Source organism: Streptomyces sp. NPDC049627, from assembly GCF_044465645.1.
In the GTDB taxonomy this organism is placed as follows: domain Bacteria; phylum Actinomycetota; class Actinomycetes; order Streptomycetales; family Streptomycetaceae; genus Streptomyces.
In genome coordinates this window covers 113,656-128,531 of record NZ_JBITLW010000006.1, presented here as the reverse complement: position 1 = coordinate 128,531, position 14,876 = coordinate 113,656, and the positions used below count along the sequence as shown (strand labels likewise).

The window sequence follows — 14,876 nt, the reverse complement described above, 5'->3', positions numbered from 1 at the left end:
GGTTGGAGCATCGGTCAGCAGCCGTTCATCAGTCGCCCCCGGCGACGGGTGGGTACCTGACACCTTCCGGCACCGGCACATCCGATGGGGGACCTCCTATGCACGCCATCCGCCTGCACACCTTCGGCCCGGCCGAAAACCTCAGCTACGAAGAGACCGACGACCCCGCACCGGGCCCCGGCCAGGTCCGCATAGCCGTGGAAGCGGCCGGCGTCCACCTCCTCGACACGGCCCTGCGCGAGGGCATACAGGGCCCGGCGCCGAGGCCGCCCACGCTGCCCACCGTCCCCGGCCGCGAGGTCGCCGGAGTCGTCGAGTCCCTCGGCGAGGGCGTCGCCGCGCTCTGGCTCGGCAAGCGCGTCGTCGCCCACCTCGGTTTCGCGCCGGGCGGCTACGCCGAGCTCGCCGTCACCGACGTCGACCGCGTCCACGAGATCCCGGCGAACCTCGACTTCGCCCAGGCCGTCGCCATGATCGGCACGGGCCGTACGACCATGGGGATCCTGCAGTTCGCCGAGCTCGGCCCGGACTCGGTCGCCGTGATCCCGGCGGCGGCCGGCGGGATCGGCACCCTGCTCGTGCAGTACGCCAAGAACGCCGGCGCGGTCGTCGTCGGCCTCGCGGGAGGCCCGGAGAAGACCGCCCGCGTGCAGGAGAACGGCGCCGATCTCGCCGTGGACTACCGGGACCCGGGTTGGCCGGAGAAGGTCCGCGCCTTCCTCGGCGGGCGGCCGGCCACCGTCGTCCTCGACGGCGTCGGCGGCGACGTCGCCCGTGAGTCCGTCGCCCTGCTCGGGCCCGGCGGCAGGCACCTCGTCTTCGGCTGGTCCGGCGCCGGGCCGCACGACGGCGAGCCCTACCTCGTCGACGGCGTCTCCGAGAACGTCCTGGGCCCCGCGATGCTGCAGAAGACCGGTGGCCCCGACCCCGTCCGCACCCTCGAACTGCGCGCCCTCACCGAGGCCGCCGCGGGCCGCCTCACCCCGGCCGTACAGCGCTTCCCGCTCGCCGAGGCGGCGGCCGCCCACCGGGCCCTCGAAACCCGCGGCACCTCCGGAAAGGTGGTATTGGAGCCGTGACCAGCCGTAAGCACTCCGCACACGGGATATCCCGCCCCTCCCCGGATGCGGCGCCTCCCGAATCGTGGTCTTCTGACGAGGTGAGTTTCACCCGAACAGGTGAACCCGCCGTGGACGCCGACCCCCGCCGCTGGTGGGGCCTGGTGATCATCGCCCTCGCGCAGCTCATGGTCGTCCTCGACGCGACCATCGTGAACATCGCGCTCCCGTCCGCACAGGCCGACCTGGGCATCTCCGACGGCAACCGCCAGTGGGTGATCACCGCCTACACCCTGGCCTTCGGCGGGCTGCTCCTGCTCGGCGGGCGCATCGCCGACCTGGTGGGCCGCAAACGCACCTTCGTCATCGGCCTCGTCGGCTTCGCCGCGGCCTCCGCGCTGGGCGGTGCCGCCACCACGGCCGGCATGCTCTTCGGCGCCCGCGCCCTGCAGGGCGCCTTCGCCGCCGTACTCGCCCCGTCGGCCCTGTCGTTGCTGACCACGACCTTCACCGACCCCAAGGAACGCGGCAAGGCCTTCGGCATCTACGGCGCCCTGGCCGGCAGCGGCAGCGCGATCGGGTTCATCGTCGGCGGCCTGCTCACCGAGTACCTGGACTGGCGCTGGTGCCTGTACGTCAACGTGCCCATCGCCGTGATCGCCGTCTTCGGCGCCCTCGCCCTGCTGCACGACCGCCCCGGCCACGCGGGCGCCCGCCTCGACGTGCCCGGCGTGCTCCTCGGCTGCGGCGGCCTGGTCGCCCTCGTCTACGGCTTCAGCGAGGCGCAGCCGCGCGGCTGGACCGACCCGCTGGTGCTCACCCTCTTCGCGGTGGCGACCGTCCTCCTCACGGCTTTTGTGTGGTGGCAGACGCGGGCGCCGATGCCCCTGCTGCCGCTGCACATCATCAAGGACCGCACCCGCGCCGGCTGCTTCCTGACCATGGCCCTGGCCGTGATCGGCATGTTCGGCCTGTTCCTGTTCATGACCTACTACCTCCAGGTCATCCTCGACTACTCGCCGGTGATGACCGGCCTCGCCTTCCTCCCCCTCACGGCCGCGATCATCACCGGCTCCACCCAGATCGCCGCCCGGCTGCTCGGCCGTGTGGCGCCCCGCCTCCTCATGGCCCCCGGCGCCCTGCTGGCTGCGGTCGGCATGGTGCTCCTGACGCAGCTGACGGTGGACTCCTCCTACGCGTCCGACATCCTCCCGGCCCTGCTCCTCATGGGCCTCGGCATGGGCCTGATCTTCATGCCGGTGTTCGCCACGGCGACGGCGGGCGTGGCCCCGCAGGACTCCGGCGTGACCTCCGCGACCATCAACACCTCGCAGCAGGTGGGCGGCTCGATCGGTACGGCCCTGCTCAACACCATCGCCACCACCAGCAGCGCCGCCTACATCACCGCCCACCTCACGGACCCGGCCCAGCGGGCCCTGGTCACCAAGGAAGGCGTGGTGCACGGCTACACGGTCGCCATCTGGTGGGCCGCCGGCATCATGCTCCTGGCCGGCCTGGTCGCGGCCCTGATGGTGACGGCGAAGCCCCCGAAGCAGGGCGCGCCGCAGGAGGAGCCGGTCCCGGAGAAGGTGGCCTGAGCCCGCCCCCGCCCGGCCTCCGCAAACGGGGGGAGGGGCCCCACCGGACCGCGGAGCCCCTCCCCCACCCTCCGTCGATCTTCTTGCCCGGGTCGCCGACCAGCTGCCGAGGCGCGGCGGTGGCCTTGTCAGGTCGAGGGTCGCGGTCACCGGCCGGTTGTCTCCTCAGTGCCGCCCGGCCACCCGGTCGGCGACCCGTGCCAGCCGCGCCGACTCCGCACCGTTCGTGCTGCGCTCCCGCCGGTCCGCCGCCCGGTAGGCGGCGTACAGGCCGTGCACGCCGAGCCAGCGCAGCGGCTCCGGCTCCCACCTGCGCACCTTGTGCCCGACCCACGGCAGTTCGGTCAGCTCGGTCCGCCCGCCCTGCCCGGAGTCCTGCTGCACCAGGTCCCGCAGGGTCCGCGCCGCGAGGTTGGCGGTGGCGACGCCCGAGCCGACGTAACCGCCCGCCCAGCCGAGCCCTGTCGAGCGGTCCAGCGTGACCGTGGCGCACCAGTCGCGCGGCACGCCCAGCACGCCGGACCAGGCGTGCTCGATGCGCACCCCGGCCAGCGAGGGAAAGAACCCGACGAGGATCTCCCGCAGCGCCTCGATCGTCGCCGCCTGCGTCCGCCCGTCGTTGTCGGTCCGCGACCCGAACCGATAGGGCACCCCGCGCCCGCCCAGCGCGATCCGCCCGTCGGCGGTGCGCTGGGCGTACATGTAGGCATGCGCCATGTCGCCGAGCGTCTCGCGGCCGTCCCAGCCGACCGCCGCCCACTGCTCCTGAGTCAGCGGCTCGGTGGCGATCATGGAGGAGTTCATCGGCAGCCAGGTCCGCTTCTGGCCCTTCAGGGCGGCGGTGAAGCCCTCGGTGCAGCGCAGCACGTAGGGCGCGCGCACGGTGCCGTACGGCGTGACGGCGTGCTTGGGCCGGATCTCCGTCACCGGCGTCAGCTCGTGGATGGTGACGCCGAGCGCCTCCACGGCCGCCGCGAGGCCCTTCACCAGCTTCACCGGGTGGACCCGGGCCCCGTGCGGCGTCCACGTCGAGCCGACCGCGTCCGCGATCTTGATCCGCTCGGCGGTCTCCCGGGCGCCGTACAGCACGCGGTCCTTCTCGCCGTACGACAGCTCGTGCTCGTGGAAGGCCTTCAGCCGGGCCAACTGGGCGGGCGTACGGGCGACTTCCAGTACGCCACCCTTGTGGACGCCGGCGTCGATGTCCTCGTCCCGCGCGACCCGGACGACTTCGTCCACCGTGTCGTTCATGGCCTGCTGCAGCCGTACGGCCGCGTCGTGACCGTGCAGCTTCGCGTACCGGTCACGCCCCGCGATGCCGTTGTACAGCCAGCCGCCATTGCGCCCCGACGCCCCGTACCCGCAGAACTTCTGTTCCAGGACGGTGATACGGAGGAAGGGGACCGCCTTCTTCAGGTAGTACGCGGTCCACAGTCCCGTGTACCCGCCGCCCACGATCACCACGTCCGCGGAGGCGTCCCCCGCGAGCGGCTCGCGCACCTCGGGGAGGCCGTCGTCCGCGTACCAGAAGGAGATGCCGCCGTTCACGGCACCGCTCACCGAGCTGCTCATGCGAGGACGTTAATGGGCGTGAGCCGATTGCGGGAGCCCCGTAGGGTCCCCAAGGTGATCGACATTCCGGACGAGCTCATCGCCCAGCACGTGCGCTACGACGGAGAGGCGGGCCGGGCCTACGTCGCCGCGCTCGCGGAGCGGGCCGCGCGATTCCTGGACCACTGGCGGCTGCGGCCGGACGGGTCGACGATGTACGGCCGAGTCGCGCTGGTCCTGCCCGTGCTCCAAGCCGACGGGACAGGGGTCGTGCTCAAACTCCAGGACGTCGACGAGGAGACCGTGGGCGAGCCGGCCGCGCTGCGCGCGTGGCAGGGCGACGGGGCCGTCCGGCTGCTGCGGTGCGACGACGACACCGGCACGCTGCTGCTGGAGCGGCTCGACTCGGACCGGCTGCTGGACGACCTGCCGGACTCCCGCGAGGCCACGCTGGTGGTTGCCCGGCTGCTGGCCCACCTCACCGCCACCCCGGCCCCACCGGGCCTGCGGCGGCTCGGCGACATCGCCGCGGCCATGCTGGACCGGACGCCCGCGGCCCTGGAGCACATCCCGGACTCGGACGCCCGCCGGCTCATCGCTGACTGCGCGGCGGCCGTGCGCGAGGTGGCTGCCGAACCCGGCGACCGGCTGCTCCACTGGGACCTGCACTTCGAGAACGTTCTCGCCTCCGACCGGGCACCCTGGCTCGCCATCGACCCCAAACCCCTCACGGGCGACCCGGGGTTCGACCTCTTCCCGGCGCTGTGGAACCGATTCGACGCGGACGAGGTCACGTGGCGCTTCGACGCCATGACGGAGGTCCTTGGCCTCGACCGGGCCCGAGCCCGCGCCTGGACCCTCGGCCGAGTCCTCCAGAACTCGCTGTGGCAGCTCGAGGAGGACCGCGCCCCGCTCACCGCGCACCTGGAAATCGCGAGGCGTCTGAGGAACCATCCCGGCTAGCCTCCCGACCATGATTCGCACCGCGACGCCTGCCGATGTCCCCGCCATCCACACCCTCATCCGCGAACTCGCCGAGTACGAGAAGGCCTTGGAGGAGGCGAGGGCCACCGAGGAGCAGCTCCACACGGCCCTCTTCGGCGACCACCCGGCCGCCTACGCGCACATCGCGGCCGACGACACGACCGGCGAGACCGTCGGCTACGCGATCTGGTTCCTGAACTTCTCCACCTGGCGCGGCGTCCACGGCATCTACCTGGAGGACCTCTACGTCCGCCCCACCGCCCGCGGTGCCGGCCACGGCAAGGCCCTCCTCACCGAGCTGGCCCGCCTCTGCGTGGAGCGCGGCTACCAGCGCCTGGAGTGGTCCGTGCTGAACTGGAACGCGCCCTCCATCGCCTTCTACGAGGCCCTCGGCGCCCGCCCCCAGGACGAGTGGACGGTGTACCGGCTGACGGACGAGGCGCTCACGGCGCTGGGCGGCGGCCAGGCGGCCTGACTGTCCCCAACGGGCAACGACGTGAACGAAGTTCGCATGACCCCTCACCGAATGGGCACGGCTTCCCGGCATGAGCGACACGCATATGCACGCCGATGACGCGGCCGCCTTCGTCCCCGGTCTCGAACTCTCCCGCCGCTTCTACACCGACGCCGTACGCCCCTTGCTGGAGGAGGCCGCCCCCGGCATCCCCCACTCCGCCGCCCGCATCGGCAGCGGCTCCGAGGTCCTCGGCTACGACACCCCACGCTCGGCCGACCACGAGTGGGGCCCGCGCCTGCAGCTCTTCCTCCACCGGCACGACGTCCCAAGGCACGCCGCCCGCATCAGACACGTACTCTCCGAGCACCTGCCGAAGACGTTCCTCGGCCACCCGACCAACTTCACCCCCACCGGAGAAGACCGGGACATCCGCGTCATGCGCGCGACCGACGGCCCCGTCCACCATCGCGTCGAAGTGACCGGCACTTCCATCTGGTTCACCGACACCCTCGGCTTCGACCCGGCGCAGGGCATCACCCAGGCCGACTGGCTCGCCACCCCCACCCAGCTCCTCGCCGAGGTCACCGCGGGCGCCGTCTTCCACGACGGTCTGCACACCCTCACCCCGTTACGCCGCGCGCTGCGCTGGTACCCCCACGACGTCTGGCTGTACGTCCTGGCCTGCCAGTGGCAGCGCGTCGCACAGGAGGAGGCCTTCGTGGGCCGCTGCGGCGAGGTCGGCGACGAACTGGGCTCCGCCGTCACCGCCGCCCGCCTGGTCCGCGACCTGATGCGGCTGTGCCTGCTGATGGACCGCCGCTACCCGCCGTACGGCAAATGGCTCGGCAGCACTTTCGCCCGTACCGCCGCCGCCCCCCGCCTGACCCCGATCCTGACGGCCGCCCTCGCCGCCACGGACTGGCGCACGCGCGAGCGGCACCTCGGTCACGCCTACGAGATCGTCGCGCACCAGCACAACCAGCTCCGCCTGACCGACCGCGTCGACACCGCCACGCGCCCGTACCACTCCCGTCCCTTCCAGGTGCTGCGCGCCGACCGCTTCACCGAGGCCCTGACGGCCCGCATCACCGACCCGGCCCTCAAGGAGCTGCCGCCGATCGGGGCGGTGGACCAGTTCACCGACAGTACGGACGTGCTGATGTGCCCCGCCCTGACCAGGGACCTGATCACGGCGTCTCGGACGCCGCGACCGCCTTCAGTTCCTGGGCCACGGCAGCACCGATCATCTCCGCGTCACCCGCACGCGCATGGCTGACGACGGTCAGCGTGTAGGTGTCGGCGCTGTGGACGAGGCAGAGGTTCGCCGTGCCCGGCGGGGAGAGCTGCGGCAGGGGAACGACGCGGGACAGGGCGCGGCCGTGCAAGCGGCTGGGGTTGTCCCGCCACTTGAAGGCGGTGCACAGGCTCGTGGTGACCTCGGGCCGCGCCAGGCTCCTGGCCATCGACCCGGCCAGCCACGGCTGGGAACGGGCGACCGCCTGCAGCGTGGGAAGAATCGCGCGGTGGGTGTGGCAACGGTGCGGGAAGGCCGCGACCAGGTCCTGGCACATCTGCAGCCGGGCCACCGGGGACGCGCCGTCGACGGGCAACGGGATGCGCAGCGCGGTGACGCCGTTGCCGAGCTGCTGTGCGTGGTGCCGGGTGCGCAGGTCGACGGGCACGGTGGCGTAGAAGGGGGCCGGTCCCCCGGGCCAGCAGTGCAGGGGGCCGTAACAGGCGTGCAGGGCGCCGGCGTACGCGCTCAGCAGCAGCTCGTTGAGCGTGGCTCCCCGTCCGTCGGCGGGTTGGCGGCGCGCTGTCCGCATCACCTGCGGGTCGAGGTCGACCACGGCCACCGACGGCCGCGGTTCGCCCGGGCCGACCGCAGGGACGGGCCGGCCGAGGGCCCTGATGCGGCGCAGCTCCCTGGCCAGCGTGGCGGGACGCACGGGCGGACGCCGCTGCGCCGCCGCGAGCACATGCGTCGCAGCCGGTGCGAGCGGGGGCGGCGCTGCGGCGTCGTCCATGAGCAGCCGGAAGAGCGTCTCCAGGGATCTGCCGTCCAGCAGGGCGTGATGGGCGAACAGAACGACGGTCTGCTGCGCGACCAACAGCCGCCACAGCGGTCGTTCGGGTGGCAGCGGGTGACGGACGCCGTCGGTGAGCAGGGATTCCAGGTCCTGGTCCGTGGCGGTGACGTGCGCGCCGGGATCGAAGGACCGGGCCGCCGCCCATCGATGGCCCGACAGCGCCGCCGGCCCGGCGGGAGGCTCCAGGACCATGCCCATCCGATCCAGTACGCCCCATCGTTCACGGACCCGGGAGCGCACCTGCTCCGGATCGCACGGCTCTCCGGCGAACACCCCGGCGATGCCGATCGTCCCCGGCAGCCCGTTGCGCAGGTGCCCTTCCTCGATGGCCGTCAGCCTCATGGTCCGCAGCCTCCTTCGGTGTTCAGCCGTGGGGTGAATCGAACACGACACTGGCGTTGTGGCCGCCGAAGGCGAAACTGTTGCTGATCACCGGGCCGTTCGGGATCTTGCGCGGTTCGCCGGTGACCACGTCCAGTGCGCATCGGGGGTCCAGCCGCGTGAGGGACGCGGTCGGCGGCGCGAGCCCTTCCCGCACCGACCAGGCCGTGATCACCGCTTCCAGTGCTCCCGCCAGCCCCAGCCCGTGCCCGGTGACCGACTTGGGCGCGGTCACGGGCACCGCACGCGGGCCGAACAGGTCGCTGATCGCCTGCGCTTCCGCGATGTCGTTCAGCTCGGTGCCGGTGCCGTGCGCGTTGACGTGCGTGACGGCGTCCGCCGTCGTGCCGGCGTCGGCGAGCGCCTGCTCCATGCACGCCCGCGCCCCGGCGCCGTCGGGATGCGGTGCGGTGAGGTGGTGGGCGTCGGAGGTACGGCCGTATCCGGTGAGCGTGGCGTGGATCCGGGCGCCCCGCGCATGGGCGAGGTCCAGCCGCTCCAGCACCAGGAACGCCGCCCCTTCGGCGAGGACGAACCCGCGCCGCTCCACGTCGAACGGCCGTGACGCGGCCGTGGTATCCGCGCACTCGGTGACCATCGCACCGGCCCGCCCGAAGGCCAGCGCGGTCGTGGGCGTCAGCGGGCTGTCATGGCCGCCCGCCACCACCACGTCCGCGCACCCGGTCCGGATCATCTGCATCGCCTCGCCCACCGCATGCGTGCCGGACGCACACGCGGTGGAGACCGTCAGGCTGGGCCCGGTGATACCGAGCCTGGCGCTGATCCAGTACGCCCCCGCGTTGTGCATCAGCCGGGGCGCGTAGAGCACGTCGGGATGTCCGATGCCGTTCTCCTGGCTGATCACCCCGCCGTACCCGGTGCCGGTGACCACCGCCCGCCGGCCCGGCGCGACGTGCAGCCCTCCGGCGTCCTCCACCGCGTCCACGGCCGCGCACACCGCCATCTGCACCGACCGGTCGGCCCGCCGGACCTCCTTGGGCGCCAGGTAACCGGCCGGATCGAAGCCGGTCATCGCACACGCCGGGTATACGACGGTGCCCTCGTCGTCGAACGCGTGCAGCGAGGTCGCCGGACGGCACTGCACGAGGCTCTCCCACAGCGCCTGCGGAGTCGCTCCGGCGGCACAGCGCACGCCCAGGCCGGTGACGGCGACGGCATGTCGGCGGCTCATCGGGCGAGGGGACCGTGGGCGGCGTGGGCGCGCATCCTCACGATGAGGTCGGCGACGTCACCCACCGTGGACACGCCGGTCTTGTCGGTGCCCCGCAGGGACACGCCGAACAACTCCTCCGACGCCGCTTCCAGTTCGGTGATGTCCAGGCTGTCGGCCCCCAGGTCGGCGACCAGCCGGGCCTGCGGCACCACCGCCTCCGTCGGCACCGACATCACCCGCGCGCAGAGCGGGCGCAGCGCTTCCCATACGTCGCCGTGTTCCACATCCATGCAACTGCCTCCATTCCTGGTGCCGTCAGGGCTGACTCACACCGACGGCGTCGCCATCCGGGCCCATGCCTCGAACTCCGTGACGACCGCGTCGGCGAGCCGTCTCGCGTCGTCCGGGCGCAGGTTGCACACCACGGTGAGCGTGAACGTGTCCCCCGCCTGTGCCAGGGCGAAGCTGGCGGTGCCCGGGTGCTGCAGGGGCGGCAGACCGACGGTGCGCACCAGCCGGCGCCCCTCGAAGGTGCTCGGCCCACCGGGCCACTTCATGGCGGTGGTCGCCGTCGCCGCGAAGCAGGAGCGGCGACCGCGGTCGGCCAGCAGCCCGGTCACCCACGGGCCGGTCCGCCGAACCGCTTCCGCAGCGGGAAACAGCACACCTGCGTGGACGGCGGCCCGCTCGGGCACCGAGGCCAAGGCGGCCTGGCACGCCCGCAGCCGCGCCACGGGCCCGTCCACGTCGACGGGCAGCGGAACCCGCACGACCGTGAGCGTGTTCCCCAGTTCCCCCGGATTCGCCCGGGTGCGCAGGTCGCACGGTACGGCCGTGTACGCGGGCTCCTCCCGCTGCCGCCACCGCCGCACCGGACCGTACTGGGCCCGCAGCGCCCCGGCCACCGCGCCCACCAGCAGTTCGTTCAGCGTCGCACCCCGGCCGTCGGCGGGCTGCCGGCGGGCGGACCGCACCGTCTGCGGGGACAGTTCGCGCACCGCGACCGAGGGGTACGTCTCCCCCGGCGCCCGCGTCGGAAGGGCCTGCCCCGCGGCCGCCATCGCCCGGAGCTCCCGGCCCGCCGCACGCAGCCCGGTACGTGTGAGCGGCCCCGACCGCGCCGAGTCCCTCGCCGCCACCGGGCCGTCCGTCAGCGAGCGCATCAACGTCGCCAGGGAACGCCCGTCCAGCAGCGTGTGCTGGGCCACCAGTGCCAGGGCGAACCCGCCGCGGTACGACGCGTCCGGGACCACGAAGAGCCGCCAGGGCGGCACGCTGCCGGTGAGCGGCCGGTGCACGCTCTGCGCCCACAGATCGTCCAACTTCTCCCCGGCGACGGAGACATGGACGGCCGGATCGAACGGCCCCGGCACGACCCATCGCACGCGCCCGCGCCTCCCGAACGGCCCCCGCCGTGCCGTCCCGCCGGCGTCCGGCGTGCGGTCGAGGACGCAGTTCATCCGCTCCAGGCCGGTCCACCGCTCGGCGACGCACGCCCGCACCCGCTCCACGTCGGGCCGCTCACCGGAGAAGACCGCCGCCAGGCCGATGACGCCCGGGCACCCGTTGAGCAACAGCATCTCGTCGGCACAGGACAGTCTCATGCGACAGGTCGCCCACCCTTCCTGGTCAACGAGATCACCCTACACGCAGGGTTACGGAGTATCACTCAGCGCATATGGCGCGCCCAACAGTCCGACGCCCGCCCCGTGGTGGAGCGGGCGTCGGACCGAACGCTTCGCACGCTCTACTTGAGCGCCGCGCTGTTGCAGCCCATGTCGGAACCGAGGTGGGTGTCCTGCCCACCGGCGTTGCCCTCGCCGTTCAGCAGGTTGCCCGCCAGGCCGTTGATGAGGCCGACGCTGCCGAGGACGTCGACGTTCATGTCGTGCGAGCGGCACTCGATGCCCTGCGTGATGTCGAGGTCGTGGGCTCCCCCCTCACCGTGGGCGAGGGCGGTGCCCACACCGAAGGAGCCGACACTGCCGAGGACCGCGCCCACGAGGGCGACCTTCTGAAGCTTGCGCATTTCTTCTCCGTTGGTCGAGCGGATGTGCTGTGCAGCAGACCGAGTTGGGACGGTGGACAACTACAGAGGGATCAGCCGAGCCGCGGCAGACCCAACTGGCCCACCGGAGGCGCCTGGACCTGCCCGAGGCCGAGCCCGGGAACCTGCGGCGGACCGGCCGGGGTGGGGTCGATCAGCGGGTTGATGAGCGGGTTCACCTGAGGGTTCACCTGCGGGCTCACCTGCGGCGCGACCCGCGGCGGCGGCTCCGGGTTGAAGACCTGCGGCGCGTTGACCTGGGGGGCCACCTGCGGCATGACCTGCGGCGCCGTCTGCGGGGTGACCTGCGGCACGACCTGCGACACGGGCGACTGCTGGGGAGCGGACTGCGGCGCGGCGTGCGACCCGTTGGACGCCTCCGCGACGCCGCCCGACGAGGCCGAGGCGGAGGCGTGCCCGCTCTGCGGCTGGGGGGCGGGCGCGGGGGCCGGAGCCGGAGCCGGGGCCGGAGGCGCGTACACCGGGGCCGGAGCCGGAGCGGGCGCCGGAGCCGCGTACTGGGGCGCCGGCCGCGGGGCGGAGGTCTGCGCGACGCCCGTCGAACGGGCCTCCGCGACGGCCTGGTAGGGCGCCGGGTACTGCGGAGCGGGCGCGGGAGCCGCATACGGGGGCGGCGCGTACTGGGGAGCGGGCGCCGGGGCCGCGTACTGAGGTGGCGCGTACTGGGGAGCCGGCGCCGGGGCCGCGTACTGAGGTGCCGGGTATTCGGGGGCGGGCGCCGGAGCGCCGTACCCGTAGGGAGGATATTCGGCGGCCTCGCTGACGCCGGCGCCGATGGCGGACAGTCCGCCGGCCGCCGCTACGACGAGCGCGGCCTTGTGAAGCTTGCGCATGGAACCCTCGGCCCTTCATTACCTGTGCAGGGAATCCGTATGTATTCAGTGCGGTCTTGCGTGCGCTCAGTGTGATATTCGTACTGCGCCCTTACAGGGGTAATGCCTGAGCTGTCATGTGGACTTCACGCTGGAGCCGGCAGCGGATCCCATTGCCCCTCTCCAAGTCCTGATCGCTGCCCTCTCCCAGCTGGCAACGACAATTACCGAGCCGGGTCACGGGATGAGAAAGTCCGTCACTCAATTGCCATCGATCAGATAAGCGGCTCTACGGATTTGTTACGCCGTCAATGGCAAGAACCGGGCCCGCACTTCTCATCGTTGATGATTTACACCCACGGCAAATGGGTGACCACATCCCGGCACACGTGACCGGGCCCGCACCCGCCTCGTTTCCCACAGGGTCAGAGCAATGGCTCACAGCACTTCCATACGTTCCATGAACAGGTCAATGAAGGGCCGAGGTTCCATGCGCAAGCTTCAGCACGTCGCGCTCGTCGTCGCAGCAGCCAGTGGTCTGTCAGCCATCGGCGCCGGCCCCAGCGTCGCCGACGCTCCCGTGGCATACAGGGGCACCACTCCGCCCCCGGTCGGGCAGCAGGACGCCCAGGCCCACACCTGGACCCGCTCGCAGGCCAGCGTCCAGACCTCGGGCAATCAGACCGCACCGCAGCGACCGGCCGCCCCCCAGCGCGGTGCCGAGGTCAGCCCGCAGGTCAGCCCCCAGCTGAGCCCGCAGATCAACCCGCAGATCTCGCCCCAGTCGGCCCCTCAGTCCGAGCCGCTCGGCCAGGCCAACCTGTTCCGTCCGTCCCAGGAGTGCAGCCCGCAGTCCCTGCTCAACGCGAACGTCCCGATCGCCGCCCTCGCCGCCGCAGACGCCCGCGGCGTCGACTGCGACCAGGCCAACAGCCAGGCGAACGCCGCCGCCCACGCCCGCGCGACCAGCTAGGGCGCACCTCGGCGCCGCCTGTCAGGAACCCAGTGCTGGTCACAGCCTTCAACGAGCGGCTGTGACCAGCACTTTCTCGTTGCGCGCTGCGACTTCCGGGTGCTTTCGACACGTGAGCGCACATCCCGGCGCGTCGCTACGACATATCGGATATTTCTTATTATTCTCCCGTAACTGTACGAAGTCGATCTCTCACAGATCGCACCCACCTCACTCCACCGGAGATGACATGCACAAGCTTCGCAAGGCTGCCGTCCTGGTCGTCGCCCTCGGCAGCGTCGGGCTGCTCGGCGCCGGCACCGCCGTCGCCGACCAGGGTGGCCACGGCGGCAAGGACGGAGGCAAGTTCAGCGTCCTGCAGAGCTCCTCCTGCAAGTCGCACGACCTCAACGTCGACGTCCTCGGCCAGGTCGGCATCCTCAACGGCCTGCTGGGCAACGCGCTCAACGGCGAGGGCAACGCCGGCGGCCAGGACACCCACCTCGGCTCGACGATGGGCTGCAACAACAGCGCCTTCTAAGCACGTGACGGCCGCATAGCCGGCCGACGGCGGGAAAAGTCCCGGTACCGAGCCCAGAGCCAGGTACCGGGACTCCTTTTTGTGCCGTGATTCGCCACGGCGGGAGGCATTTCCCGGCAATCGGCCAAGGCGGTGAGACTTCCTCGAATTCGGCGTGCCTCCGATTAAACCCGAATATTTCCTATTAGCCTCTGTAACTGTTCGAAGTCGATCCCTTACGGATCGCAATCCTCTTCACTCCACCGGAGAAGAACATGCACAAGCTCCGCAAGGCCGCCGTCCTGGTCGCCGCCCTCGGGAGCGTAGGACTCCTGGGCGCCGGCGCTGCTCACGCCGACCAGGGCGGATGGGGCAAGAACGGTCGGGGCCACGGCGGCTCGAGCGTCAGCGTCCTGCAGAGCACCAGCTGCAAGTCGCACGACGCCAACGTCGACGTCCTCGGCCAGGTCGGCATCGCCAACGGTCTGGGCGGCAACCTGCTGAACGGCGAGGGCGCCGCCGGCACGCAGGAGACCGGCCTGGGCTCGACGATGGGCTGCAACAACAGCGCCTTCGGCAAGTAAGCCACACCCTTCCCCCGGTGCCCCGGCCTGCGGCCGGGGCACCGGCCATTTCCCGGCCGGCCCCCGCCGGCGGGAAGCAGAAATGCCGGACCGGGCGTCAGCCCCGGTCCGGCATTCTCCGCTCACGCCTCAGAACTTGAACTTGAACTTGGGAACCTTGAATCCCTTGGGCAGCTTGGCCCTGTTCGAGCATTCCACGACCGGACCGGACTCAGTGGACCCACCGTTCAGCAGGCTCTCCTCGGGAAACGTGAAGCGCGGCCGCTCGGTGATCTGGCAGTCCTGCTTCTGCTTGATGACATACCCGCGCTTGTCCTTGCGGACCTTCTCGCTCTTCTTGACGCAGACGATGTCCCCCTGGGCGGTGATGGTGCACGCGCCCTTGGGTTCGTCATCGGCGTACGCCGGCGCGGCACCGGCGTAGATCACGGCGAGCGCCCCGAGGAGTCCCGAGACGGTTGCGATCTTCTGTCGACCGATCATGTGCTGCGTTCCTTTGCCATCGAGGCCCGGGCGACCGCGCCGACGACCGGCGCCTGCCCGAACCTTGGAGAACGTCGATATACGGAACCCGTCGCCCGGCGCGTTCTCGATTTCGCCCGACGACGGAATGGATGCAGCCCGGCCGCGCACCCCGAAGGGTCTGC

At 71.8% G+C, this 14,876-nt stretch carries 16 protein-coding genes; 8 read left to right on the top strand and 8 right to left on the bottom strand.

Annotated elements, in window-relative coordinates; translation table 11 throughout:
• Positions 1-98: 98 nt before the first annotated feature.
• Both ACIBU0_RS17655 and ACIBU0_RS17650 read left to right on the top strand, forming a co-directional pair.
• Positions 99-1,079 carry a zinc-binding dehydrogenase gene (locus tag ACIBU0_RS17655; protein WP_398818666.1) on the top strand — a complete coding sequence of 327 codons (981 nt, stop codon included), beginning with the start codon at positions 99-101 and terminating at the stop codon, positions 1,077-1,079.
• A gap of 80 nt (positions 1,080-1,159) precedes the next feature.
• Positions 1,160-2,656, top strand: coding sequence for an MFS transporter (locus ACIBU0_RS17650; protein ID WP_398818664.1), 1,497 nt, complete (start codon positions 1,160-1,162; stop codon positions 2,654-2,656).
• A gap of 165 nt (positions 2,657-2,821) precedes the next feature.
• On the opposite strand, the gene ACIBU0_RS17645 is transcribed toward ACIBU0_RS17650, so the two are convergent.
• Positions 2,822-4,228, bottom strand: coding sequence for an NAD(P)/FAD-dependent oxidoreductase (locus tag ACIBU0_RS17645; RefSeq protein WP_398818662.1), 1,407 nt, complete (start codon positions 4,226-4,228; stop codon positions 2,822-2,824).
• Positions 4,229-4,240: 12 nt separating this feature from the next.
• Here ACIBU0_RS17645 and ACIBU0_RS17640 point away from each other — a divergent pair, with 12 nt between their 5' ends.
• From ACIBU0_RS17640 to ACIBU0_RS17630, 3 genes are all read left to right on the top strand, one after another.
• Positions 4,241-5,170 carry an aminoglycoside phosphotransferase family protein gene (locus ACIBU0_RS17640; protein ID WP_398818660.1) on the top strand — a complete coding sequence of 310 codons (930 nt, stop codon included), beginning with the start codon at positions 4,241-4,243 and terminating at the stop codon, positions 5,168-5,170.
• Between the two features lie 10 nt (positions 5,171-5,180).
• On the top strand, positions 5,181-5,666 hold the full coding sequence (locus ACIBU0_RS17635) for a GNAT family N-acetyltransferase (protein ID WP_398818658.1): 486 nt from the start codon (positions 5,181-5,183) through the stop codon (positions 5,664-5,666).
• Between the two features lie 70 nt (positions 5,667-5,736).
• On the top strand, positions 5,737-6,924 hold the full coding sequence (locus ACIBU0_RS17630) for a DUF4037 domain-containing protein (RefSeq protein ID WP_398818656.1): 1,188 nt from the start codon (positions 5,737-5,739) through the stop codon (positions 6,922-6,924).
• On the opposite strand, the gene ACIBU0_RS17625 is transcribed toward ACIBU0_RS17630, so the two are convergent.
• The 6 genes from ACIBU0_RS17625 to ACIBU0_RS17600 all read right to left on the bottom strand — a co-directional run bounded on the left by ACIBU0_RS17625 (position 6,836) and on the right by ACIBU0_RS17600 (position 12,194).
• The gene (locus ACIBU0_RS17625) at positions 6,836-8,080 is read right to left on the bottom strand and encodes a wax ester/triacylglycerol synthase domain-containing protein (RefSeq protein ID WP_398818653.1); all 1,245 of its coding nucleotides are present in this window, start codon (positions 8,078-8,080) and stop codon (positions 6,836-6,838) included. The genes ACIBU0_RS17630 and ACIBU0_RS17625 overlap by 89 nt on opposite strands.
• 22 nt (positions 8,081-8,102) lie before the next feature.
• Positions 8,103-9,311, bottom strand: coding sequence for a beta-ketoacyl-[acyl-carrier-protein] synthase family protein (locus ACIBU0_RS17620; protein WP_398818650.1), 1,209 nt, complete (start codon positions 9,309-9,311; stop codon positions 8,103-8,105).
• Complete coding sequence (locus ACIBU0_RS17615) at positions 9,308-9,583, bottom strand: acyl carrier protein (RefSeq protein WP_398818647.1); 276 nt, start codon at positions 9,581-9,583, stop codon at positions 9,308-9,310. The genes ACIBU0_RS17620 and ACIBU0_RS17615 overlap by 4 nt, the downstream gene beginning before the upstream one ends.
• Positions 9,584-9,619: 36 nt before the next feature.
• Complete coding sequence (locus tag ACIBU0_RS17610) at positions 9,620-10,897, bottom strand: WS/DGAT domain-containing protein (protein WP_398818644.1); 1,278 nt, start codon at positions 10,895-10,897, stop codon at positions 9,620-9,622.
• Between the two features lie 143 nt (positions 10,898-11,040).
• Positions 11,041-11,322 (bottom strand): hypothetical protein, encoded by a 282-nt coding sequence (locus ACIBU0_RS17605; protein WP_398818641.1) that lies wholly within the window; start codon positions 11,320-11,322, stop codon positions 11,041-11,043.
• Positions 11,323-11,393: 71 nt separating this feature from the next.
• Complete coding sequence (locus ACIBU0_RS17600) at positions 11,394-12,194, bottom strand: hypothetical protein (protein WP_398818639.1); 801 nt, start codon at positions 12,192-12,194, stop codon at positions 11,394-11,396.
• 469 nt (positions 12,195-12,663) lie between these two features.
• On the opposite strand from ACIBU0_RS17600, the gene ACIBU0_RS17595 reads away from it, so the two are divergent.
• The 3 genes from ACIBU0_RS17595 to ACIBU0_RS17585 all read left to right on the top strand — a co-directional run bounded on the left by ACIBU0_RS17595 (position 12,664) and on the right by ACIBU0_RS17585 (position 14,229).
• Positions 12,664-13,146 (top strand): hypothetical protein, encoded by a 483-nt coding sequence (locus ACIBU0_RS17595; protein WP_398818636.1) that lies wholly within the window; start codon positions 12,664-12,666, stop codon positions 13,144-13,146.
• Between the two features lie 229 nt (positions 13,147-13,375).
• Positions 13,376-13,666, top strand: coding sequence for a hypothetical protein (locus tag ACIBU0_RS17590; protein ID WP_398818633.1), 291 nt, complete (start codon positions 13,376-13,378; stop codon positions 13,664-13,666).
• Positions 13,667-13,920: 254 nt separating this feature from the next.
• Complete coding sequence (locus ACIBU0_RS17585) at positions 13,921-14,229, top strand: hypothetical protein (protein ID WP_398818631.1); 309 nt, start codon at positions 13,921-13,923, stop codon at positions 14,227-14,229.
• A 129-nt stretch (positions 14,230-14,358) separates the two neighbouring features.
• On the opposite strand, the gene ACIBU0_RS17580 is transcribed toward ACIBU0_RS17585, so the two are convergent.
• Positions 14,359-14,712: a hypothetical protein gene (locus tag ACIBU0_RS17580; RefSeq protein ID WP_398818629.1), complete on the bottom strand. Its 354-nt coding sequence runs from the start codon at positions 14,710-14,712 to the stop codon at positions 14,359-14,361.
• Positions 14,713-14,876 lie beyond the last annotated feature (164 nt).

What these genes read in the sequence shown, in the direction of transcription:
- ACIBU0_RS17655 (WP_398818666.1), top strand. Translation starts at nt 99, where the DNA reads ATGCACGCCATCCGCCTGCACACCTTCGGCCCGGCCGAAAACCTCAGC.
- ACIBU0_RS17645 (WP_398818662.1), bottom strand. Translation starts at nt 4,228, where the DNA reads ATGAGCAGCTCGGTGAGCGGTGCCGTGAACGGCGGCATCTCCTTCTGG.
- ACIBU0_RS17640 (WP_398818660.1), top strand. Translation starts at nt 4,241, where the DNA reads ATGGGCGTGAGCCGATTGCGGGAGCCCCGTAGGGTCCCCAAGGTGATC.
- ACIBU0_RS17635 (WP_398818658.1), top strand. Translation starts at nt 5,181, where the DNA reads ATGATTCGCACCGCGACGCCTGCCGATGTCCCCGCCATCCACACCCTC.
- ACIBU0_RS17630 (WP_398818656.1), top strand. Translation starts at nt 5,737, where the DNA reads ATGAGCGACACGCATATGCACGCCGATGACGCGGCCGCCTTCGTCCCC.
- ACIBU0_RS17625 (WP_398818653.1), bottom strand. Translation starts at nt 8,080, where the DNA reads ATGAGGCTGACGGCCATCGAGGAAGGGCACCTGCGCAACGGGCTGCCG.
- ACIBU0_RS17620 (WP_398818650.1), bottom strand. Translation starts at nt 9,311, where the DNA reads ATGAGCCGCCGACATGCCGTCGCCGTCACCGGCCTGGGCGTGCGCTGT.
- ACIBU0_RS17615 (WP_398818647.1), bottom strand. Translation starts at nt 9,583, where the DNA reads ATGGATGTGGAACACGGCGACGTATGGGAAGCGCTGCGCCCGCTCTGC.
- ACIBU0_RS17610 (WP_398818644.1), bottom strand. Translation starts at nt 10,897, where the DNA reads ATGAGACTGTCCTGTGCCGACGAGATGCTGTTGCTCAACGGGTGCCCG.
- ACIBU0_RS17605 (WP_398818641.1), bottom strand. Translation starts at nt 11,322, where the DNA reads ATGCGCAAGCTTCAGAAGGTCGCCCTCGTGGGCGCGGTCCTCGGCAGT.
- ACIBU0_RS17600 (WP_398818639.1), bottom strand. Translation starts at nt 12,194, where the DNA reads ATGCGCAAGCTTCACAAGGCCGCGCTCGTCGTAGCGGCGGCCGGCGGA.
- ACIBU0_RS17595 (WP_398818636.1), top strand. Translation starts at nt 12,664, where the DNA reads ATGCGCAAGCTTCAGCACGTCGCGCTCGTCGTCGCAGCAGCCAGTGGT.
- ACIBU0_RS17590 (WP_398818633.1), top strand. Translation starts at nt 13,376, where the DNA reads ATGCACAAGCTTCGCAAGGCTGCCGTCCTGGTCGTCGCCCTCGGCAGC.
- ACIBU0_RS17585 (WP_398818631.1), top strand. Translation starts at nt 13,921, where the DNA reads ATGCACAAGCTCCGCAAGGCCGCCGTCCTGGTCGCCGCCCTCGGGAGC.
- ACIBU0_RS17580 (WP_398818629.1), bottom strand. Translation starts at nt 14,712, where the DNA reads ATGATCGGTCGACAGAAGATCGCAACCGTCTCGGGACTCCTCGGGGCG.